Origin of the sequence: Rathayibacter sp. Leaf296, from assembly GCF_001423045.1 — a bacterium.
GTDB classification, from domain to species: Bacteria; Actinomycetota; Actinomycetes; order Actinomycetales; family Microbacteriaceae; genus Rathayibacter; species Rathayibacter caricis.
In genome coordinates this window covers 1,785,613-1,806,665 of sequence record NZ_LMNR01000001.1, presented here as the reverse complement: position 1 = coordinate 1,806,665, position 21,053 = coordinate 1,785,613, and the positions used below count along the sequence as shown (strand labels likewise).

The window sequence follows — 21,053 nt, the reverse complement described above, 5'->3', positions numbered from 1 at the left end:
CGCGGGAACCGGTCCGGCTCACCGGAGCCGCCGGTTCCCGCGAGCCGACGTCGTTCCCGCGCGACGATGGCCCTGTGCCTCCTCCGCCGGAGTCGGGACCTCAGCCCGTGTCGGACGTCCGGTCTAGCCTCCCCGCATGACCCGCATCGTCTACTACGTCGCCTCCTCCCTCGACGGCTTCATCGCCGACTCCGACGACGGCCTCGACTGGCTCCTCCAGTTCGGCTTCGAGGCCTTCCGGGAGCACTACGACCGGTTCCTCGAGACGGTCGGCGCGGTGGTGATGGGCTCGACGACCTACGAGTTCGTCCGTCGCGAGGGCGCCTGGCCGTACGAGCTCCCCGCCCGGGTGCTGACCTCCGCCGACCGACCGCAGCCCGAGGGCGGAGAGGTGCGCTTCGCCTCCGGTGGCCTCGCCGAGCTGCTCCCCGCGATCCGCGACTCCGCCGGCGGTCTCGACGTCTGGGTCGTCGGCGGAGGAGGCGTCGCCGCCGGCCTCGCCGAGATCGGAGAGCTGGACGAGATGCGGGTCACGATCATGCCCGTCCTGCTCGGGAGCGGTCGGCCGCTGCTGCCGCTGCGCCGCACCGAGCCGTTCGAGCTCGTCGGCACGACTCCGTTCTCGGGCGGTGCGATCGAGCTGGTCTACCGGCTCTGATCGACCTGGCGACGGGCCTCGTCAGTCGGTGCGGGCCTCGTCGTGCGCCTCGGCCTCTTCGGGCAGCGGGCGCGCCACGGGGATCTTGCTGCCGAGGACCTGGGCGACGACGTCGCGTGCGATGTGCTGCGGAGTGAGCCCGACGTCCTCCAGGATCTCCTCGCGCTTCGCGTGGTCGAGGAACTGGTCGGGCAGGCCGAGCTCGGTCACCGCGGTGTCGACGCCGGCCTCCCGCAGGTCCTGGCGGATGCGGGTGCCGATGCCGCCCACGCGGACGCCGTCCTCGATCGAGATGACGAGTCGGTGGTCGCGGGCGAGCTCGATGATGCTGGCGGGCACGGGGACGACCCAGCGCGGGTCGACGACCGTCGCGCCGATGCCCTGAGCCGCGAGACGGCGCGCGACATCCAGTCCCATCGTCGCCATGGGTCCGACGGTGACGATCAGGACGTCCTGGCGCTCGGCGCGCGAGAGCACGTCGACGCCGTCCGAGAGGCGCTCGAGGGCCTCGATCTCCTCGCCGACGTTGCCCTTCGAGAAGCGCACGACGGTCGGGGCGTCGGTGACGCCGACGGCCTCGCGCAGCTCCTCGCGGAGGCGGACGGAGTCGCGCGGCGCCGAGAGCCGGATGTTGGGCACGACCTGCAGGATCGCGAGGTCCCACATGCCGTGATGGCTCGGACCATCGGGCCCCGTCACTCCCGCCCGGTCGAGCACGAAGGTCACTCCGGCGCGGTGCAGCGCGACATCCATCAGCACCTGGTCGAAGGCGCGGTTGACGAAGGTCGCGTAGAGGGCGACGACGGGGTGGAGACCGCCGAAGGCGAGCCCCGCCGCGGACGTGACCGCGTGCTGCTCCGCGATGCCGACGTCGAAGACGCGGTCGGGGTGCTTCTCGGCCATCTTGTGCAGCCCGACGGGCCGGAGCATCGCGGCGGTGATGCCGACGATCGTCGCGTCCTCGTCGGCGAGAGTCACGATCTCGTCGGCGAACACCGAGGTCCACGACTGGGCTCCCGGAGCGGCGAGAGGCTCGCCGGTCTCGGGGTCGATCTGGCCGACCGCGTGGAACTGGTCGGCGAGGTCCTTGACCGCCGGGCCGAACCCCTTGCCCTTCTGAGTGATCGCGTGGACGATGACGGGCTGGCCGTAGTCCTTGGCCTGCTGCAGCGCCTCCTCCATCGCGGTCACGTCGTGCCCGTCGATCGGACCGAGGTACTTGATGTCGAGGTTGGAGTACAGCGCTTCGTTGTTGATGAAGCGGCTGAGGAATCCGTGGAGGCCCCCGCGCACGCCGCGGTACACGGCGGCGGCCGGGCTGCCCAGGCGCTCCGACACGGCACGCGAGCCCCGGTGCAGGGTGCGGTAGCTGCGCTTCGTGCGCACGCCGTTGAGGAAGCGCGCCATGCCGCCGATCGTGGGCGCGTAGGAGCGGCCGTTGTCGTTGACGACGATGACGAGACCGCGCGCGTTGTCGTCGCTGATGTTGTTCAGCGCCTCCCACGTCATGCCGCCGGTGAGGGCTCCGTCGCCCACCACGGCGACGACGTGGCGATCGGTCTGACCGGTCATGGTGAAGGCGCGCGAGATGCCGTCGGCCCACGAGAGCGAGCTCGAGGCGTGCGAGCTCTCGACGATGTCGTGCGGCGACTCCGAGCGCTGCGGGTAGCCGGCGAGGCCGCCGCGCTGGCGCAGGCCAGAGAAGTCCTGCCGTCCGGTCAGCAGCTTGTGCACGTACGACTGGTGCCCCGTGTCGAAGATGATCGCGTCGCGCGGCGAGTCGAAGACCCGGTGGATCGCGATCGTGGTCTCGACGACCCCGAGGTTCGGACCGAGGTGCCCGCCGGTCTTCGAGACCTCGCGCACCAGGAAGTCCCGGATCTCCTGCGCCAGGGACTCGAGCTCGGTGCGGGTCAGGCGATCGAGGTCGCGCGGTCCGCCGATCGTCTCGAGAACAGCCATTCGCGCCGCCTTCCGGGGTCGATGAGAGGGAGTGGACGTCTCCCGAGTCTACGCACGCGGCCCCCCGGGAACGGCTGTGCGCCTCCCCCTTGCGGGAAGGCGCACAGCCGTGTCGGCGCTAGACGAGCGAGCGGAGGACGTACTGCAGGATGCCCCCGTTGCGGTAGTAGTCGGCTTCACCCGGAGTGTCGATGCGGACGACCGCGTCGAACTCGATCGGCTGCTTGCCCTCGGGCGAGTGGGCGGTCGGCTCGGCGACGACGTGCACCGTCTTGGGCGTGACGCCCTCGTTCAGCGCCTCGATGCCCGAGATGCTGATCGACTCGGTGCCGTCCAGTCCGAGCGATGCCCAGGTCTCGCCGGCCGGGAACTGCAGCGGGATGACGCCCATGCCGATGAGGTTCGAGCGGTGGATCCGCTCGAAGCTCTCGACGATGACCGCCTTGACGCCCAGGAGGCTCGTGCCCTTCGCCGCCCAGTCGCGCGAGGATCCGGAACCGTATTCCTTGCCGCCCAGGATGACGAGAGGCGTGCCCTCGGCCTGGTAGTTCTGCGACGCGTCGTAGATGAACGACTGCGGAGCGTCGGGCTGCGTGAAGTCGCGGGTGTAGCCGCCCTCCACGCCGTCCAGCAGCTGGTTCTTCAGGCGGATGTTCGCGAACGTGCCGCGGATCATCACCTCGTGGTTCCCGCGACGCGATCCGTAGGAGTTGTAGTCCTTGCGGTCGACGCTGTGCTCGGCCAGGTACTGGCCGGCGGGGCTGTCGGCCTTGATCGAGCCCGCAGGGCTGATGTGGTCCGTCGTGACGGAGTCGCCGAGCTTCGCGAGCACGCGGGCCGAGGCGATGTCGGTGACCGGCGTCGTCTCCATCGTCATGCCGTCGAAGTACGGGGGCTTCCGCACGTACGTCGACTGCTCGTCCCACTCGAAGGTCGCACCCTCGGGGGTCTGGAGCGAGCGCCAGCGCTCGTCGCCGTCGAACACGCCGCTGTACTGCGTGTCGAACATCGACTTGTCGATCGACGAATCGATCGTCGCCTGCACCTCGGCCGCGTCGGGCCAGATGTCCTTGAGGAACACGTCGTTGCCGTCGGCGTCGGTGCCCAGCGCGTCGACCTCGAAGTCGAAGTTCATCGACCCGGCGAGGGCGTACGCGATGACCAGCGGCGGGCTCGCCAGGTAGTTCATCTTGACGTCGGGGTTGATGCGGCCCTCGAAGTTGCGGTTGCCCGAGAGCACCGCGGTCACGGCGAGGTCGTTGTCCTGGACGGCGGCCGAGATCTCCTCGAGCAGCGGACCGGAGTTGCCGATGCAGGTCGTGCAGCCGTAGCCGACGGTGTAGAAGCCGAGCGCCTCGAGCGACTCGGTCAGGCCGGCCTTCTCGTAGTAGTCGGTGACGACCTTCGAGCCGGGCGCGAGGGTCGTCTTGACCCACGGCTTGGCCTTGAGGCCCTTCTGCGCGGCGTTCCGGGCGAGCAGGCCCGCGGCCAGCATCACGGAGGGGTTCGACGTGTTGGTGCACGACGTGATCGCGGCGATCGCGACGGCGCCGTGGTCGATCGTGAAGGTCTCTCCGCGGTCGCCGAGCTCCACCGTGGTGGGCTTGGACGCCGTGCTCGGCGCGTGCGAGCGGTGCACGTGCTCGTGCGAGCTGTGCGCGTCCTGCGGCTGGAGCTCGCCCGGGTCGGAGGCGGGGAACGACTCCGCGATCGTCAGGTCGACGATGTCGTGCGAGACGTCGGCGTAGTTGTTCAGGTCCGACTCGAACTGCGTCTTGGCCGAGGTCAGCTCGATGCGGTCCTGGGGGCGCTTCGGGCCGGCGATCGACGGGACGACGGTGCTGAGGTCGAGCTCGAGGTACTCGCTGAAGACGGGCTCCACGTCGGCGTCGTGCCAGAGCTTCTGCAGCTTCGAGTACTGCTCCACGAGGGCGATCTGCTCGTCGCTGCGACCGGTGAGACGCAGGTAGTCGAGGGTCACGTCGTCGATCGGGAACATCGCGGCGGTCGAGCCGAACTCGGGGCTCATGTTGCCGATGGTCGCGCGGTTCGCGAGGGGGACCTCGGCGACGCCGGCTCCGTAGAACTCGACGAACTTGCCGACGACGCCGTGCTTGCGCAGCATCTCGGTGATCGTGAGCACGACGTCGGTCGCGGTGACGCCCGTGGGGATCGCTCCCGAGAGCTTGAAGCCGACGACCTTGGGGATGAGCATCGAGACGGGCTGGCCGAGCATGGCCGCCTCGGCCTCGATGCCGCCGACGCCCCAGCCCAGCACGCCGAGGCCGTTGACCATCGTGGTGTGCGAGTCGGTGCCGACGCAGGTGTCGGGGTAGGCGCGCAGGACTCCGTCGATCTCACGGGTCATGGTGACCCGAGCGAGGTACTCGATGTTGACCTGGTGGACGATGCCGGTTCCGGGCGGGACGACCTTGAAGTCGTCGAAGGCGGTCTGGCCCCAGCGGAGGAACTGGTACCGCTCGCCGTTGCGCTCGTACTCGAGCTCGACGTTGCGCTCGAGGGCGTCCTCGGTGCCGAACAGGTCGGCGATGACGGAGTGGTCGATGACCATCTCGGCCGGAGCGAGCGGGTTGATCTTGTCCGGGTCGCCGCCGAGGGCCGCGACGGCCTCGCGCATGGTGGCGAGGTCGACGATGCAGGGCACGCCGGTGAAGTCCTGCATGACCACGCGCGCCGGCGTGAACTGGATCTCGGTGTCGGGCTCCGACTCCGGGACCCACTCGCCGAGGGCGCGGATGTGGTCGGCGGTGATGTTCGCGCCGTCCTCCGTACGGAGGAGGTTCTCGAGCAGCACCTTGAGGCTGAACGGGAGCTTCTCGTGACCGGGGACCCGGTCGATGCGGAACACCTCGTAGTCGGTCTGACCGACCTTCAGAGTGTCTTTCGATCCAAAGCTGTCTACCGCGGACACGTCGCCCTCTCCTTCGCTGACGTGGATCCCGCCGACGGGCGGACCCACATATCCGAGTCCATCTTGGCGACCGCGCAGAGCGGCCTCCACCAAGGAGGACCTAACACCGGTGCGTCGTCGCACCCGCTGCACGGCACATCGGAGCGCGCGGCGAACGGGAGCTATTTATCTCGACGTCGAGACAATTCTACGCGAACGGAGCAGCCGTCACGCACGCGGCGCGGCGGTTCCCTCGTCCGCGCGCTCCCGAGCGCCGCGGTACTCGGCGCGCACGGCGAGCACGGTGAGCACCAGCAGCGGCGCGTAGAGCGGAAGGCCGAGCACGAGCTTCCAGGTGCCGAGCGCGGTCGTGTCCTCGGCGAGGAACAGCGGGTACTGCACCGCGAGGCGGAGCAGGAACAGTCCGGCCCAGGCGAGCGTCAGCGCGGCGAAGAGGCGGCGCTTGCGCTTGTCGTCCCGCCACGCGGTGCCCTCGCCCATCAGGTAGCCGGCGGCCACTCCGATCAGCGGCCACCGCACGAGCACGGACACCAGGAAGACCGCGCCGTAGACGAGGTTGGTGATCAGCCCCGGCACGAAGTTGTCGACCGCGCGTCCGGTGACCAGCGCGAGCACCGCCGACACGACGACGCCGAGCAGTCCGCCCACGGCCTGGATCACGGGTGTCCTACCCAGGATCCGGGCGACGGTGAAGGCGACCGCGAGGCCGACCGACGCGACGAGCGAGAGCACGAGCTCGCCGGTGATCGTGAAGAGGAGGACGAAGGCGACTCCGGGCACGACGGCCTCGAGGATCCCGCGCACCCCGCCCATCGAGCGCAGCAGCGCGCGGCCGTCGAACGGCTCGCCGTCGGCGACGGCTCCGAGAGCCGAGCGCCGCGCCGCCTGCGCGATCGCCTCGCCCACCTCGGGTCGGGCAGTCTCGGGCTCCCCCGGCCCCTGCTCGGGCGGGCTCTGCTCCATGCGGGTCAGCTCGCGCTCTGCTGGGTCTGCCCGCCGGTGGGGACCTTGAGCGGGATCAGGTCGCGGGGAGGCATGGGTCCGGAGCCGCGGACGACGACGATGCTGCGGAACAGGTCCTCCACCGCGGCCGCCGCCTCCTGGTTCACCGCACCCGCGCCGGCGATCACTCCGCGCAGGAACCAGCGGGGACCGTCGACGCCGACGAAGCGGGCGACGCGCGACTCCCCTCCCGCGATCGGGAGCTGCGCGACGAGCTCGGGGCCGAAGACGCCCTCCCGCTCGGCGGTGCGCCCGCCCTGCTTGGCGACCTGGTCGGCGATCTGACCGCGGATCTCGTGCCACAGCCCGGAGGAGCGCGGTGCGGCGAACGGCTGCACCTGCAGGGTCGAGCCGGCGTAGTCGAGGCCGACGGCGATGACCCGCTTCGTCCCCTCCTCGACCTCGAGTCGGATGTGCATTCCCTCGCGAGGGAGCACCTTCACTCCGCCGAGGTCGATGTAGGGACGGACCGGGTTGGCCTCGCGCTCATCGAGCGGCCCCGCCTCCGCGCGGTCCGCGGGAGCGGACTTCTCGAAGTCCTGCTCGACGGTCTCGGCGGGCGCGTCCGAGCCGGTCGCTGCCTGGATGTCGCTCATGCGTTCTCCTTCGGAGTGCTGGTCGTGGAGGCGTCGTAGCCGGTCGATCCGAATCCGCCGAGTCCGCGGACGGAGTCGGGCAGCTCGTCGACCGGGGTGAAGCGCGCGCGCACGACGGGGACGATCACGAGCTGCGCGATCCGATCGCCCGCCGAGACGCGGTACGTCTGCTCGGTGTCGGTGTTGAGGAGCGCGACGCGGATCTCGCCCCGGTAGCCGGCGTCGATGGTGCCGGGGGCGTTGACGATGGTGATGCCGTGCGTGAAGGCGAGGCCGCTGCGCGGGACGACGAAGCCGACATGGCCGTCCGGGAGGGCGATCGCCACTCCGGTGCCGACGCTGGCCCGCCGACCGGGGGCGAGGACCACGTCCTCGCTCGCTCGCAGATCGGCTCCGGCGTCTCCGGGGTGCGCGTAGCCGGGGATGCTGTCCGCGCGGATCGGGACGTCGACGGATTCGTTCACGTGACGAGGGTAGACCAGTTGTCTGGTGCAATAGGGACATGCAGTCCTACCGGGAGAGGCTCTGGCCCGCGCCGTGGCTCTTCGTCTCCACAGCCCTCGTGATCCCCGCCAGCATCCTGGTCTTCGCGCCGATCGACCCGGTCGTCGGCGTCGTCGTCGCCCTCGTGCTGTACGGAGGGACGATCGGCGCCCTGCTCGCGCTCTCGCCCGTGATCGAGGTCGTCGACGGGGAGCTCCGGGCCGGACGGGCCCATATTCCGCTGGAGCTCGTGGGCGAGCCGACGACCCATGCGGGGCAGCAGGCGTTCGCGGAGCGCGGGCCGCGGCTGGACGCACGGGCGTACCTCGTGATCCGCGGGTGGGTGCGCGACGTGGTGCGGGTGCCGATCGAGGATCCGGAGGACCCGACGCCGTACTGGCTGCTGTCGAGTCGCCGCCCGAACGACATCGTCGCCGCGATCCGGGGATCACGGCGACGGAGAGGTCGTCCTTCAGAGCGTGGAGAGGCCTAAGCGGCGCACTCCAGGCAGATCGGTCCCAGCTTCTCCTCGTGGTCGATCTGAGAGCGGTGCTTCACGAGGAAGCAGCTCACGCACGTGAATTCGTCCGCCTGGGGCGGAAGGACCACGACGTCCAGATCGAGGTCGGAGAGATCGGCTCCGGGCAGTTCGAATCCGCCCGGGTTGTCGGCGTCATCGACGTCGACGACTCCGGACATCTTGTCGGGGACTCGCTCCTTCAGGGCCTCGATCGACTCGGAGTCGTCATCGGTCTTGCGGGGGGCGTCGTAGTCCGTAGCCATTCCCATCCACTTCTTATATTCAGCTGTTCAACAAATCGGCGGGGACAGTGTGCATCAAGACGTATCGATTCGCAAACCAAATGGATCCGTGGTTGACACCGCCTGTCAGCGCCCTCGTCCGGCCCAACTTTCGACCCGCCCGCGGTATTCCCGGGCATCGGGCGCAACCCGTGTCATCCTTGCCCCGTTCGCGTCCAGAAGGAGGTCCCGCACGATGATGGAACTGAAGGTGATCGGCGTCGAGAGCGGATCGCTCGTCCTCGTCTCCGACGGAGGCGAACGGTTCTCGGTGCGGATCGACGAGACGTTGCAGAGCCAGCTCCGCCCGCGCGTGCACTCGCTGCCCCCGCGCGAGACCCGCGTCTCGCCCCGCGAGATCCAGGCCCACATCCGCTCGGGACTCTCCCCCGAGGAGGTCGCCGAGCTCACCGGCGCCTCGCTCGAGCACGTGCAGCGCTTCGAGGGCCCCGTGACCGCCGAGCGCGAGCACGTCGTCGCCTCCGCACTCTCCGTCCGCGTCTACACGAGCGCCGACCCGGATCCCCTCGAGGAGGGCACGCCCTTCGGCGACGTCATCCGCGAGCGCCTCGCCTCCCTGGGCGCCGAGGGCGAGCAGTGGTCGAGCTGGAAGGAGGAGGACGGCTGGGTCGTCAAGCTCCTCTTCCGCTCGGACGAGATCGACCACGACGCGCGCTGGCGCTTCGACCCGCGGAAGGCGCTGCTCTCTCCGCTGACGCCCGAGGCGACGACCCTCTCCCAGCAGGGCGAGATCCGGCCCACCCTCATCCCCCGCCTGCGCGCCGTCATCCCGGCTGCCGTGGACGAGCTCGCGACGCGCTTCGACACCGACGCCTTCTCCCGGTCGGGCGACTCCTCGAGGAGCTCCCGCGGCGAGCACCCCGCGGCCGGACGCCCGTCGGCGCTGCCGCACGCGCGGCCGACCGCTGTCCGCCCCTCCGACACGGAGCCGCAGCCGGCCCTCGCCGAGACGCCCCGCGTGGTGTCGACCCTCCCCCGCGTCTCGACCACGACCGAGCAGCGGGAGCGGAACCTCAACGACACCGCCGATCTGCTCGACGCGCTGCGTCGTCGTCGGGGCGAGCGCGATCACGCATCGTCGCTGCGCGTGCGCGAGGAGCCGGTCCAGGAGGCGCCGGTCGTCGAGAAGGCCCCCGAGCCCGAGCGCACGGCCCCGCCGGCCGCTGCCGCTCCGGCACCGGCCAAGGAGCAGGCTCCGTCGAGCGCCCGCGGCGGCTTCCGCCGGGGTCGTGCGTCGATGCCGAGCTGGGACGAGATCGTCTTCGGAGCCCGAAGCGACGACTGAGTCGCGGCTCGTCGGGTCCGGTCAGACGCCCGCGAGGGCTCCGAAGCCGATCAGCGGCACCTGGGTCTCCTCAGGGGTCAGCGAGCCGTGCTGCCCGATCATCGAGCGGCCGGAGGCGTCCTCTGCGTCGTAGTAGGCGATCGCCTTCCGGGCCGCGACGAACACGTCGCCCATCCGCTCGGCGGCGGCGGGGCCGACCTCGCCGAACCAGCCGCTGGCGGCGACCTCGTCCCGCGAGGCGATCCACGCTCGGCCGCCTTCGGCGGCCCGCCAGCGCTCGAGCACGGCTCCGGGATCGGCGTCGGCCTCCAGGTGCAGCTGGAGGCACCGGGGCTCGCCGGCGAGGTGGCGGACCCCCTCCAGGAGCGGTCCCTCGACGAGCACGTGCGAGGAGGCGGGCACGTCGAGCACGCCGTGATCCGCTGTGACCAGCGCGGCCTCGCGCGGTCCCAGATCGCGGACGAACGACGAGACCTCGCCGTCGAGGAGCTCGAGCGCGGCGGTCCACTCCGGCGACTCCCAGCCGCGGGCGTGCGCGGTCATGTCGAGCTCGGGCACGTACAGGTAGACGAGACGGCGCCCACCGCCGTCGAGCAGCTCGCGCGCGGCCGCGAAGCGCTCGGCGATGCTGCCGGCCGACCGGTACTCGGCCCCGCGGAGGATCGCCCGGGTGAGTCCCGACCTCGCGTAGCGCGACGGGCCGATGACGCTCGCGGCGACTCCCTCCGCGGTCGCCCGCTCGAAGACCGTCGGACGCGGCTGCCACAGCTCCGGGACCATGCCCGCGTCCCACCCCGAGAGCTGATTGACGAGGCGGTCGGCCGAGTGGTCGAGCACCCGGTACCCCACCATGCCGTGCTCGCCGGGCCGCGTCCCGGTCGTGAGACTGGCGAGCGCCGCGGCGGTGGTCGTCGGGAACCCGGAGGGGATGGTCGTCGCACGCGTCAGCGCGGGCGCGAGAGTGCGGGCGTGGCCGGCACGCTGCTTGAGGCTCGACGCCCCCAGTCCGTCCACGAGCACGACGACGACGCGGTCGACCCTCGGGGCGCCGAACACGCCCGGAGTGCCGAGCACCGCGTCGAGGGCACCGGGGAGGACGTCGGCGAGGCTCCGCCGCCCGAGGGGGGCGGCGGGTAGCATGTGGGTCATCGCGCTCAGTTTCGCACAGTGCTCCTCGCGCGCGGCGAGCCCCGCGGGGCCGAGGCCCGGGCGGGTCGGCGTCAGCGGGGTACGCCCGACACCCCCGTCGCCGCCCCGTCCGCTCGTCTGCAGAGGTGGGCGCACCGGCCTCGGAGCGCGAGAGGTGCCGCTCCGGTGCCGCGCCCGCGTCCGCCGTCGAAGTGAGTCATGAACGCTGCAACCCCCTCCCAGCCCGCGCACTCCTCGCTGGTCGAGCGCATCGAGGACGTCGACGTCTCCACCGAGATGGAGGGCTCGTTCCTCGAGTACGCCTACTCGGTCATCTACTCGCGCGCCCTGCCCGACGCACGCGACGGTCTGAAGCCCGTGCAGCGCCGGATCCTCTACATGATGAGCGAGATGGGCCTCCGTCCCGATCACGGGCACGTGAAGTCGGCCCGCGTCACCGGCGAGGTGATGGGCAAGCTGCACCCGCACGGCGACGCCTCGATCTACGACTCCCTCGTGCGCCTCGCGCAGCCGTTCACCCTCCGGGTCCCGCTGGTCGACGGGCACGGCAACTTCGGCTCCCTCGACGACGGACCGGCAGCCGCCCGCTACACCGAGGCGCGTCTCGCCCCCGCCGCCCTGGCGATGACGGAGCACCTCGGCGAGGACGTCGTCGACTTCGTCCCCAACTACGACAACTCGCACCAGCAGCCCGAGGTGCTGCCCGCGGCGTTCCCGAACCTCCTGGTCAACGGCGCGAGCGGCATCGCGGTCGGCATGGCCACGAACATGGCCCCGCACAACCTCATCGAGGTCATCGGAGCGGCGCGGCACCTGATCGCGCACCCCGACGCCTCGCTCGAGGACCTGATGTCCTTCGTGCCCGGCCCCGACTTCCCGAGCGGAGGGACCATCGTCGGTCTCGCGGGCGTGCGCGACGCCTACGCCACCGGGCGGGGCAGCTTCAAGACCCGCGCCCGCGTCTCGGTCGAGAGCATCACCGCCCGCAAGTCCGGGCTCGTGGTGACGGAGCTCCCGTACCTCGTCGGCGCCGAGAAGGTCATCGACAAGATCAAGGACGGAGTCCAGAACAAGAAGCTGAGCGGCATCGCCGACGTCACCGACCTCACCGACCGCGACAACGGACTCCGACTGGTCATCGGGATCAAGACCGGCTTCAGCCCGGAGGCGGTGCTCGAGCAGCTCTACCGCTACACCCCGCTGGAGGACGCGTTCGCGATCAACAACGTCGCGCTCGTCGACGGCCAACCCCGCACCCTCGGGCTCAAGGAGCTCCTGCAGGTCTACGTCGGCCACCGCGTGACGGTCGTGACGCGCCGCTCCCGGTACCGCCTCCGCAAGCGTCAGGAGCGACTGCACCTCGTGGAGGGACTGCTCGTCGCGATCCTCGACATCGACGAGGTCATCCAGCTCATCCGCGGCAGCGACGACACCGCGGCCGCGCGCGCCCGGCTCATCGAGGTGTTCGACCTCAGCACGATCCAGGCCGACTACATCCTCGAGCTCCAGCTGCGCCGCCTGACGAAGTTCTCGCGCATCGAGCTCGAGACCGAGCGCGACACCCTGCTCGCCGAGATCGCCGAGCTCGAGGAGCTCCTGGGCAGCCGCGCCCGGATCGAGGCGCTCGTCTCGGACGAGCTCGACGACGTCGCCCAGCGCCTCGGCACCCCCCGCCGCACCCTGCTGACCGAGGCGCGGCCGTCCGTCGCGACGACCGGTCGCAAGACCGCGGCCGTGCTCGAGATCGCCGACGTGCCGTGCCGCATCCACCTCAGCACCACGGGTCGCATGGTCCGCGTCGACCGCGATCCGGAGGCGGCCGCGCAGCCCGTCCGCGCCACGCGCCGCAGCAAGCACGACGCCGTGCTGAGCACCCTCGACACGACCAGCCGGAGCGAGATCGGCGCCGTCACGACCGCCGGGCGCCTCCTGCGCTTCTCCCCCGTCGACGTCCCGTCCGTCCCGTCGTCCTCCGTGCAGCTCGGAGCGGGTGTCCGGATGGCCGACTACCTGACCGGCCTGGCCAAGAACGAGCGCGTCCTCGCCCTCGTCGCGCTCGACGACACCCGGCCGATCGCCCTCGGAACCCTCCAGGGAGTCGTCAAGCGCGTCTCGGCCGCCGAGCTGCAGAACCGGCCCGACGTCGAGCTCATCGCGCTCCGTCCGAAGGATGCGGTGGTCGGCGCGGCACCCGCCGGTGACGACGACGAGCTCGTCTTCGTCACCGGCGAGGCGCAGCTGCTGCGATTCTCCGCCTCCGCGGTGCGCCCCCAGGGACGGACCGCGGCGGGGATGGCGGGCGTGAAGCTCGGCGAGACGGACGAGGTGGTGCACTTCTCCGTCGTCACGGCGGACGATCGCGAGGACGCCGTCGTCGCGACCGTCGCCGTCGACAGCTGGGCGCTGACCGGCACCGACGCCGGCAGTGCGAAGGTCTCGCCGTTCTCGGAGTTCCCGCCGAAGGGCCGCGCGACGGGCGGTGTCCGCGCGCAGCGCTTCCTCAAGGGCGAGACGGCGCTCGGAGTCGCCTGGGTCGGCCCCGCCCCCGCCCACGCCCTCGAGGCCGACGGCTCGGTCGCCGCGCTGCCCGAGTCCGGGATGAAGCGGGACGGCTCCGGAGTCCCCGTCGCTGCCCCGATCGCGACGATCGGCGCGGCACCCGAGCTGCTCTGACGCGAGCCGCCCGGAGCGCGAGCGTCCCTCGGTGCGGGCGCTCGCTCCGCCCGTCAGACGTCGATGCGGTCGCGCGAGAGCGTCTCGGACCCGCGGACGATGAAGTCCTTCCGCGGCGCGACCTCGTTGCCCATCAGCAGCTCGAAGACGCGGCCCGCGTTCTCGGCGTCCGAGACGCGGACGCGTCGCAGCGTCCGGCGCGCGCGGTCCATCGTGGTGGTCGCGAGCTGGTCCGCGTCCATCTCGCCGAGTCCCTTGTAGCGCTGGATGGGGTCCTGGAACCGGCGACCGGCCTTCGCGAGACCGGCCAGGACGCCCTGCAGCTCCTTCTCGGAGTAGGTGTAGATCGTCTCGTTCGGCTTCTTGCCCGCGTTCATGACGACCACCCGGTGCAGCGGCGGCACGGCGGCGAACACGCGCCCCGCCTCCACGAGCGGGCGCATGTAGCGGAAGAAGAGCGTCAGCAGCAGGGTCCGGATGTGGGCGCCGTCGACATCCGCGTCGCTCATCAGGATGATCTTCCCGTAGCGCGCGACCGAGAGGTCGAAGGAGCGGCCCGAGCCGGCTCCGATGACCTGGATCATGGACGCGCACTCGGTGTTCGAGAGCATGTCGGCGACACTGGCCTTCTGCACGTTGAGGATCTTGCCGCGGATGGGCAGCAGCGCCTGGTACTCGCTGTTGCGAGCCAGTTTGGCCGTGCCGAGCGCCGAGTCGCCCTCGACGATGAACAACTCGCTGTTCTCGACGTCGTTGCTGCGGCAGTCGACGAGCTTCGCGGGAAGGGAGGAGGACTCCAGCGCGTTCTTGCGGCGCTGCGTCTCCTTGTGCGCGCGGGCCGAGATGCGCGACTTCATCTCGGCGACGACCTTCTCGAGCAGCTGCGACATCTGCGTCTTGTCCTCGCGCTTGGACGACGAGAAGACCGCGCCCAGCGTCGATCCGACGGTCTGAGCGACGATGGCGCGCACCGCCGGCGTCCCGAGGATCTCCTTCGTCTGCCCCTCGAACTGCGGTTCGGGCAGGCGCACGGTCAGCACCGCGGTCAGGCCGGCGAGGACGTCGTCCTTCTCGACCTTGTCCGAGCCCGCCTTGAGTCGACGGGCGTTCGCCTCGACCTGCGAGCGGAGCAGCTTCAGCAGTCCCTGCTCGAAGCCGGTCTGGTGCGTGCCGCCCTTGGGGGTGGCGATGATGTTGACGAAGCTGCGCATCACCGTCTCGTAGCCCGTTCCCCACCGCAGAGCGATGTCGACCTCGCAGGTGCGCTCGACCTCGGTCGAGACCATCGCGCCGCCGGGGGTGAGCACGGGGACGCTCTCGGTGAAGGTGCCGGTGCCGGTGAGCCGCAGCACGTCGGTCACCGCGGAGTCGGGCGCCAGGAACTCGACGAACTCCGAGATGCCGCCGTCGTAGCGGAACATCTCGGCGCGCCGCTCCTCGGCGCGGTCGTCGACGATGTCGATCGTGAGCCCCGGCACCAGGAACGCGGTCTGCCGCGCCCGGGTGACCAGATCCTCCGTCTGGAACGCGGCGCCCTTGGTGAAGATCTGCCGATCGGCCCAGTAGCGCACGCGCGTGCCGGTGACGCCCTTCGCCACCTTGCCGACGACGGTCAGCTCCGAGCCGTTCTCGAACGGGGTGAAGGGGGCGTCCGGAGTCGGCTCCCCCGCATCGGCGAACCGGCCGGGCTCGCCGCGGTGGAAGGACATCCGGTAGGTGCGCCCGTTGCGGTCGACCTCGACGTCGAGTCGCTCGGACAGCGCGTTGACGACGGACGCGCCGACACCGTGCAGGCCTCCGGATGCCGCGTAGGAGCCGGAGCCGAACTTGCCGCCCGCGTGGAGCTTCGTGAACACGACCTCGACGCCGGACAGCCCCGTCTTGGGCTCGATGTCGACCGGGATGCCCCGCGCGCGGTCGCGCACCTCGACGCTGTCGTCGGCGTGCAGCACGACGCTGATCTCGCTGCCGTGCCCGCCCAGCGCCTCGTCGACGGAGTTGTCGATGATCTCCCAGAGGCAGTGCATCAGGCCGCGCGAGTCGGTCGAGCCGATGTACATGCCCGGCCGCTTCCGGACCGCCTCGAGGCCCTCCAGCACGGAGAGGTGGCGGGCGGAGTAGTCGGTGGAGGCCATTCCTCCAGTTTACTTTCGCGGGGTCGTCCCGCCCCGCCACGACGCGGCACCCGGAGGGGCCGAGCGCCAGTGCGCAGGCGCCCCTACGCGCACAGCGAAATGCCCCTCGATCGTCTCTGCGCGGAAACAATCGCGTGCTTGGATGGGTTCCATCAAGCAGAGATCGAAGACCGAGTGCAGGAGGCCAAGTCATGTCGACCACCGCAACCCCTAATGGCGTGGACGAGCTCGCGGGTGCCCACCAGCTCTCCGCCGCCGACCGCTGCGACAGCTGCGGCGCCCAGGCGTACATCCGCGTCGTCGTGAACAACGGAGAACTGCTGTTCTGCGCGCACCACGGCAAGAAGTACCAGGAGAAGCTCTCCAGCATCGCTCAGAGCTGGCACGACGAGTCCGCGCGGCTCTTCGAGGAGCAGCGCCCCTGATCGTCCGGGCATCCGCCCCCGACCGGCAGTCAGGGCGCTGAACGCGTCCTACCGTCCGACACCGAGCCGCTTCGCGATGACCTCGCGGGCGGCTCGTGCTGTGTCGTCGGCCTGTCGGAGCCGCAGGTCGGTCGCCTCGTAGCCGAGGCCGTGCCGCTCCGCGACCCGCTGGAGGATCCTGTCCGCCAGGACCGGGTTCTTCGCGAGCACGGGCCCGTTAAGGTGGCTGCCGAGCAGCGATCCGGCGAGGTACCCCTCGACCCCGTTCCCGTCGCCCACTCCGTGCAGCACCCGCCCGAGCACCGAGCCCGGATCGATGCCCTCGAAGCGCCGGACGTGGTTCTCGAACCCGACGAGCACCCCGGAGGCGGAGTCGAGGACGAGGTCGTCGGTCACTCGCTCCGCAGAGGGAACGCTCCGCCCCGGGAAGACCCCGATCCCGTTCACGAGGCCTTCCGACGTGCTGAAGGACTCGGCGAGAAGCTCCCAGCCCGCGCCGATCGCGACGAACTCGGTTCCGGAGTCGGCCCAGCCGCGGACGGTGGCGTCGACGTCGCGGAGCACGTCGAGCACTTCCGGGAGATCCTGATCCGCGCCGGTGCCGGCGACGAGCACGTCCGGCCGCTCGCGGAAGTCGTCGCGGTGGTGCAGACCGACCAGCTCGGCCTCCAGCCCCGCCCAGCGTGCGCGGGCGACGAGCACGCGCGCGTTCGCGGCGTCTCCGTTGCTGTCGAGGACGTCGGGGGCGAGCACGCCGATCCGCAGGACGGTCACGAGGTCTCCTCGCGGTTGGAGGTGAGCTGGAGGTGCGCGCGCGTGCGCCGCATCGAGTCGGCCGAGAACACGATGGTCTTCCGGCCGACGGAGGGAGCGGGCTGCGCGAGGAAGCGGTCGAGCGCGCGTCCGAGATCGTCGTCGACGGAGTCGATCACGACGCCGTCGTACTGCAGGTGCAGCGCCGCCTCGTGGGCCTTCGAGCCCGAGACCACGCTGACGCGGCCGAGTCCGGAGGTGTCCACCGGCCAGAAGTAGGACGGATCGCGCACGTCGGAGCCGATCGCGAGCATGATCTGCTCGGTCCCCGACGGGATCTCGGCGATGTTCAGCCGGTAGCTCGCCGGGTTCTGCACCAGGACGAACTCGACCTCCTGTCCGCGCACGACGACGACCTCTCCCCGTCCGAACACGGGGTCGATCGACGACAGTGCGGTGGCCGCGGTGGCAGCGACGAAGCGCTCTCCGAGCACCGCGCGGGCGGCGGAGACGGCGGCGGCGGCGTCGACGGCGTAGTGCACCCCGCGCGCCGGGAGTCGGACGTCGAGTCGCTCGCCGTCGCTGTCGATCGAGGCGGCCGCTCCGCTCGTCGCCGAGACGACGGTCGTGGCGCGGTCCGTGCCGGTCTCGGCTTCGGCGGCGTAGCCCAGTCCGCCGGGCGCCTCGCCGCGGACATCGGCGGAGACGCCGTACCAGCGCACTCGCTCGTCGGGCAGGGAGGCTGCGAGGGCGGCGACGTGCCGGTCGTCGGCGTTGAGGATCACCTCGCCGGTGGCGCGCTCGGAGATGGTGCCGAGCATCCGGGCGACCATCGCGGGGTCGAAGAAGCGGTCGATCTGATCGACGACCACGTTGGTGAGCGCGACCACGCGGGGTCGCATGCGCGGAGCGAGGCGAGCGCCGTGGCCCTCGTCCATCTCGAGGACGGCGATGTCCGCGTCGATCCGGCCCCGCAGGTCCGCCCGCTCGAGCAGGGCGGAGGTGAGCCCCTGCGCGATGTTGGCGGTGGAGGGGTTCGTGAAGACGCGCAGCCCGTGGGCGCGCAGGACGGCGACCAGCATCTTGGTCGTCGTGGACTTGCCGGCGGAACCGCTGACCACGACGAGTCCCTCCGGGAACCCGTCGAGGACCGCGGGCAGGAATCCGGGCGCGACGCGGTTCACGACGAGACCGGGCACGGCGGAGCCCCCGCCGGGCTTCCGGACGCGCGCCGCGAACCGGGCGGCCCTCCCGAGGAGGACCGCCGGCGCGTAGCGGATCACCGGTCTACTCGAGGTAGTCGCGGAGCGACTGCGACCGGGACGGGTGGCGCAGCTTCGCCATCGTCTTGGACTCGATCTGGCGGATGCGCTCACGCGTCACGCCGAAGGTGTCGCCGATCTGGTCGAGGGTCTTGGGCATCCCGTCGCCGAGGCCGAAGCGCATGCGGATCACGCCCGCCTCGCGCTCGGACAGGGAGTCCAGGAGCGACTCGAGCTGCTTCTGCAGCATCGTGAAGCCCACGGCGTCGGCGGGGACGACGGCCTCGGTGTCCTCGATGAGGTCGCCGAACTCGCTGTCGCCGTCCTCACCCAGGGGCGTGTGCAGCGAGATGGGCTCGCGGCCGTACTTCTGCACCTCGATGACCTTCTCGGGGGTCATGTCGAGTTCGCGCGACAGCTCCTCGGGCGTGGGCTCGCGGCCCAGGTCCTGGAGCATCTGGCGCTGGACGCGGGCCAGCTTGTTGATGACCTCGACCATGTGCACCGGGATGCGGATGGTGCGGGCCTGGTCGGCCATCGCGCGGGTGATCGCCTGGCGGATCCACCACGTCGCGTAGGTCGAGAACTTGAAGCCCTTGGTGTAGTCGAACTTCTCGACGGCGCGGATCAGACCGAGGTTGCCCTCCTGGATCAGGTCCAGGAACTGCATGCCGCGGCCGGTGTAGCGCTTCGCGAGGCTGACCACCAGGCGGAGGTTCGCTCCGAGCAGGTGGCTCTTCGCGCGCTGCCCGTCCTTCGCGACCCAGCGCAGCTCGCGGACGAGCTCGGGGCTGAGGTCGGTCGAGTTCGCCAGCTTGTCCTCTGCGAAGAGACCCGCCTCGATGCGCATCGCGAGCTCGACCTCCTCGGCCGCGTTCAGGAGCGCGACCTTGCCGATCTGCTTCAGGTAGTCCTTGACCGGGTCGGCGGTCGCTCCCGTGATCGCCGTCGAGTAGACGGGGACCTCGTCGTCGTCTCCGCCGAACGAGAGCACCAGCGCACCGCTGGGCAGCGGCGCCTCCGGAGCGGCGACGGGCGCGACGGGAGCGTCGGGGGTCTCGGCGTCGTCCTTGGCCTCGGTCTCGGTGTCCTCGACGACGACCACCTCGGTGTCGTCGTCGTCGGCCTCCTCGGGCTCGACGGCGTCGGTCGCCTCCTCGTCCTCAGCGGGAGCGGCGGCCTTCGTCGCCGCGGTCTTGCGCGGGGCCTTCGCCGCGGCCGGCTTGCGCGCCGCGGGCTTCTTGGTCGTCGTCACGTCGTCGTCGACGGCGTCGAGCGTTGCGGTCTTGGTAGCTCTGGTGGCCATGGCGGCACCTCTCCATCCGTTGCGTCCCGGTCGCGGGCGGCTCCGGAGAGCGCCGTCCGTCGGTGGGCATTACGAGGACCCATGTCAAGTCGAGGACGTCGCACGCCCGACGTGGGCCTGGTGCTCCTCGACCCGAACGGGTCCTATTGACAATTATTGCACGCCTGAGTAGTGCGGTCGCGCGCGGAGCCGTGGAAGGCCCGGATCGATCGGCCGCGAGCCGCCGGCGCCGATCCCGCCGACCCGCGATCCCCGCCGGAGGAAGGGCCGGTGCGCTTCGTCAGCGACCGGATCGTCCTCGGCGCAGACGGTCACTCAGTGCAACCCAGAGAGGAGCCACCGTTATTCCCTCGTCCTCAGCCAGGCGACGGCGGGTGCGCCGACGGGCGCTGATCAGACCGATCACTCCGAGCCCCACCACGACGTACTGGACGCACCACGCGAGGCGGAAGCTCTCCATCGAGTACAGCGAGGCGGAGTCCGCTCCGGGCCCGGCGAGCGCGTCGAGGATGAGCCCGATGGCGAACATCATCGTGAAGCTCGCCAGGAACCCGCCGACGTTCACGACTCCGTTCGCGGCACCGAGACTCCGGGACGGGTTGAAGGTGCGGGCGAAGTCGAAGCCGATCATCGATCCGGGCCCGCCCGCGCCGATCACGATCAGGAGGAGCACGACGAGCCAGTACGGCGGCACTCCCGGCCAGAGCAGCACGACGGTCCAGGCGAGCGCCATGGTCGACACGATCCCGAGCACCAGGTTGCTCCGGCGCATCGGATGCCGCGCCGTGAGCACGCCGAGGACCGGCCCCACCACGATGCCGGCGATCACCACGATGGTCAGCGTCGGCGCCGCGACCGCGGGCGGCAGGCCGATGGCGTAGACGAGGAAGGGGTACCCCCAGAGCAGGGTGAAGACCGTCCCCGAGGACTGCGTCACGAAGTGCGACCAGAAGCCGAGCTGGGTCCCCGGCCTCCGCAGGCTCACCCCGAGCTGCGCGATCGTCGCCCGCAGCGTCGGCGGTGTCAGGACGATCGGCTCGGTCCGGGGCGGCAGATCGCTGACGAGGAGGAGCACGCCGAGGAACGCGACCGCACCCAGCCCCGCCGCAGAGAGGAAGGCGGGCGTCCATCCCGCCGAGTGCAGGACTGCCGCGAACGGGAGGGCGGAGAGGATCTGGCCGACCTGCCCGATGTTCCCGATCCACTGCGACAGCTGGGGCACGATCGGGCCGCTGAACCAGGCGACGGTGAGGCGGATGACGGACGTGAAGATCGCGGCGTCGCCCGCGCCGACCAGGATCCGGCCGACGATCGCGACTCCGATCGACGGAGCGACTGCCAGCACCACCTGGCCGACCATCATGAGCGCCGTGCCCGAGAGGATGAGCGTCCGAGGTCCGTACCGGTCGATCAGGATGCCGACGGGGATCTGCATCCCCGCGTAGACGATCAGCTGGACGACGGCGAGCGAGGACAGCACCGCGGCGGTGATGTCGAAGCGCTCAGCCGCGTCGACCCCTGCGACGCCCAGGGTGGTGCGGTCGAGGACCGCCACCAGGTAGGCGAAGGCACCGGCTCCGAAGACGAACCACGCTCGACGAGATCGCACT

17 protein-coding genes are annotated in these 21,053 nt (G+C 70.8%); 5 read left to right on the top strand and 12 right to left on the bottom strand.

Going from position 1 to position 21,053, the window contains the following annotated elements:
* Nucleotides 1–136 precede the first annotated feature (136 nt).
* Nucleotides 137–658: a dihydrofolate reductase family protein gene (locus tag ASF46_RS08370; RefSeq protein ID WP_056867095.1), complete on the top strand. Its 522-nt coding sequence runs from the start codon at nt 137–139 to the stop codon at nt 656–658.
* Nucleotides 659–679: 21 nt separating this feature from the next.
* Here ASF46_RS08370 and dxs read toward each other — a convergent pair whose 3' ends face one another.
* The 5 genes from dxs to dut form a co-directional block, all read right to left on the bottom strand.
* Entirely contained in the window at nt 680–2,620 is a 1,941-nt protein-coding gene (dxs, locus tag ASF46_RS08365) for a 1-deoxy-D-xylulose-5-phosphate synthase (protein WP_056867094.1), read from the bottom strand.
* Between the two features lie 118 nt (nt 2,621–2,738).
* On the bottom strand, nt 2,739–5,552 hold the full coding sequence (gene acnA / locus ASF46_RS08360) for an aconitate hydratase AcnA (RefSeq protein WP_056867519.1): 2,814 nt from the start codon (nt 5,550–5,552) through the stop codon (nt 2,739–2,741).
* A gap of 207 nt (nt 5,553–5,759) precedes the next feature.
* Entirely contained in the window at nt 5,760–6,515 is a 756-nt protein-coding gene (locus tag ASF46_RS08355) for a DUF3159 domain-containing protein (RefSeq protein ID WP_056867093.1), read from the bottom strand.
* 5 nt (nt 6,516–6,520) lie between these two features.
* Entirely contained in the window at nt 6,521–7,150 is a 630-nt protein-coding gene (locus ASF46_RS08350; protein ID WP_056867092.1) for a DUF3710 domain-containing protein, read from the bottom strand.
* On the bottom strand, nt 7,147–7,614 hold the full coding sequence (gene dut, locus ASF46_RS08345; RefSeq protein WP_056867091.1) for a dUTP diphosphatase: 468 nt from the start codon (nt 7,612–7,614) through the stop codon (nt 7,147–7,149). The genes ASF46_RS08350 and dut overlap by 4 nt, the downstream gene beginning before the upstream one ends.
* 38 nt (nt 7,615–7,652) lie before the next feature.
* Here dut and ASF46_RS08340 point away from each other — a divergent pair, with 38 nt between their 5' ends.
* The gene (locus ASF46_RS08340) at nt 7,653–8,126 is read left to right on the top strand and encodes a DUF3093 domain-containing protein (protein ID WP_055792266.1); all 474 of its coding nucleotides are present in this window, start codon (nt 7,653–7,655) and stop codon (nt 8,124–8,126) included.
* On the opposite strand, the gene ASF46_RS08335 is transcribed toward ASF46_RS08340, so the two are convergent.
* A complete protein-coding gene (locus ASF46_RS08335) occupies nt 8,123–8,416 on the bottom strand; it encodes a DUF4193 domain-containing protein (protein ID WP_055792269.1) in 294 nt (97 codons plus the stop codon). The two genes, ASF46_RS08340 and ASF46_RS08335, sit on opposite strands and share 4 nt — an antisense overlap.
* A 214-nt stretch (nt 8,417–8,630) precedes the next feature.
* Here ASF46_RS08335 and sepH point away from each other — a divergent pair, with 214 nt between their 5' ends.
* Nucleotides 8,631–9,740 (top strand): septation protein SepH, encoded by a 1,110-nt coding sequence (sepH, locus tag ASF46_RS08330; RefSeq protein WP_056867090.1) that lies wholly within the window; start codon nt 8,631–8,633, stop codon nt 9,738–9,740.
* 21 nt (nt 9,741–9,761) lie between these two features.
* Here sepH and ASF46_RS08325 read toward each other — a convergent pair whose 3' ends face one another.
* Nucleotides 9,762–10,889, bottom strand: coding sequence for an alkaline phosphatase family protein (locus ASF46_RS08325; RefSeq protein WP_056867089.1), 1,128 nt, complete (start codon nt 10,887–10,889; stop codon nt 9,762–9,764).
* Between the two features lie 198 nt (nt 10,890–11,087).
* Here ASF46_RS08325 and ASF46_RS08320 point away from each other — a divergent pair, with 198 nt between their 5' ends.
* Nucleotides 11,088–13,562, top strand: coding sequence for a DNA gyrase/topoisomerase IV subunit A (locus tag ASF46_RS08320; RefSeq protein ID WP_056867088.1), 2,475 nt, complete (start codon nt 11,088–11,090; stop codon nt 13,560–13,562).
* A gap of 53 nt (nt 13,563–13,615) precedes the next feature.
* On the opposite strand, the gene ASF46_RS08315 is transcribed toward ASF46_RS08320, so the two are convergent.
* The gene (locus ASF46_RS08315; RefSeq protein ID WP_055792282.1) at nt 13,616–15,697 is read right to left on the bottom strand and encodes a DNA gyrase/topoisomerase IV subunit B; all 2,082 of its coding nucleotides are present in this window, start codon (nt 15,695–15,697) and stop codon (nt 13,616–13,618) included.
* 191 nt (nt 15,698–15,888) lie between these two features.
* On the opposite strand from ASF46_RS08315, the gene ASF46_RS08310 reads away from it, so the two are divergent.
* A complete protein-coding gene (locus ASF46_RS08310; protein ID WP_055792284.1) occupies nt 15,889–16,122 on the top strand; it encodes a hypothetical protein in 234 nt (77 codons plus the stop codon).
* 48 nt (nt 16,123–16,170) lie between these two features.
* Here the strand turns inward: ASF46_RS08310 and ASF46_RS08305 are convergent, their stop codons facing one another.
* The 4 genes from ASF46_RS08305 to ASF46_RS08290 all read right to left on the bottom strand — a co-directional run bounded on the left by ASF46_RS08305 (nt 16,171) and on the right by ASF46_RS08290 (nt 21,052).
* Nucleotides 16,171–16,896, bottom strand: coding sequence for a type 1 glutamine amidotransferase (locus ASF46_RS08305; RefSeq protein ID WP_056867087.1), 726 nt, complete (start codon nt 16,894–16,896; stop codon nt 16,171–16,173).
* On the bottom strand, nt 16,893–18,158 hold the full coding sequence (locus ASF46_RS08300) for a Mur ligase family protein (RefSeq protein ID WP_056867086.1): 1,266 nt from the start codon (nt 18,156–18,158) through the stop codon (nt 16,893–16,895). Before ASF46_RS08300 ends, ASF46_RS08305 begins: the two co-directional genes overlap by 4 nt.
* 4 nt (nt 18,159–18,162) lie before the next feature.
* Nucleotides 18,163–19,443, bottom strand: a complete 1,281-nt coding sequence (locus ASF46_RS08295; RefSeq protein ID WP_056867085.1) for an RNA polymerase sigma factor — start codon at nt 19,441–19,443, stop codon at nt 18,163–18,165.
* 280 nt (nt 19,444–19,723) lie between these two features.
* The gene (locus tag ASF46_RS08290; protein ID WP_056867084.1) at nt 19,724–21,052 is read right to left on the bottom strand and encodes an MFS transporter; all 1,329 of its coding nucleotides are present in this window, start codon (nt 21,050–21,052) and stop codon (nt 19,724–19,726) included.
* Nucleotide 21,053: the final 1 nt, after the last annotated feature.

Excerpts from the sequence above, each read along its gene's own strand:
- ASF46_RS08295 (WP_056867085.1), bottom strand. The coding sequence starts at position 19,443 with ATGGCCACCAGAGCTACCAAGACCGCAACGCTCGACGCCGTCGACGAC.
- ASF46_RS08340 (WP_055792266.1), top strand. The coding sequence starts at position 7,653 with ATGCAGTCCTACCGGGAGAGGCTCTGGCCCGCGCCGTGGCTCTTCGTC.
- ASF46_RS08350 (WP_056867092.1), bottom strand. The coding sequence starts at position 7,150 with ATGAGCGACATCCAGGCAGCGACCGGCTCGGACGCGCCCGCCGAGACC.
- ASF46_RS08310 (WP_055792284.1), top strand. The coding sequence starts at position 15,889 with ATGTCGACCACCGCAACCCCTAATGGCGTGGACGAGCTCGCGGGTGCC.
- ASF46_RS08320 (WP_056867088.1), top strand. The coding sequence starts at position 11,088 with ATGAACGCTGCAACCCCCTCCCAGCCCGCGCACTCCTCGCTGGTCGAG.
- ASF46_RS08315 (WP_055792282.1), bottom strand. The coding sequence starts at position 15,697 with ATGGCCTCCACCGACTACTCCGCCCGCCACCTCTCCGTGCTGGAGGGC.
- ASF46_RS08355 (WP_056867093.1), bottom strand. The coding sequence starts at position 6,515 with ATGGAGCAGAGCCCGCCCGAGCAGGGGCCGGGGGAGCCCGAGACTGCC.
- ASF46_RS08335 (WP_055792269.1), bottom strand. The coding sequence starts at position 8,416 with ATGGCTACGGACTACGACGCCCCCCGCAAGACCGATGACGACTCCGAG.
- ASF46_RS08325 (WP_056867089.1), bottom strand. The coding sequence starts at position 10,889 with ATGACCCACATGCTACCCGCCGCCCCCCTCGGGCGGCGGAGCCTCGCC.
- sepH (WP_056867090.1), top strand. The coding sequence starts at position 8,631 with ATGATGGAACTGAAGGTGATCGGCGTCGAGAGCGGATCGCTCGTCCTC.
- ASF46_RS08370 (WP_056867095.1), top strand. The coding sequence starts at position 137 with ATGACCCGCATCGTCTACTACGTCGCCTCCTCCCTCGACGGCTTCATC.
- dxs (WP_056867094.1), bottom strand. The coding sequence starts at position 2,620 with ATGGCTGTTCTCGAGACGATCGGCGGACCGCGCGACCTCGATCGCCTG.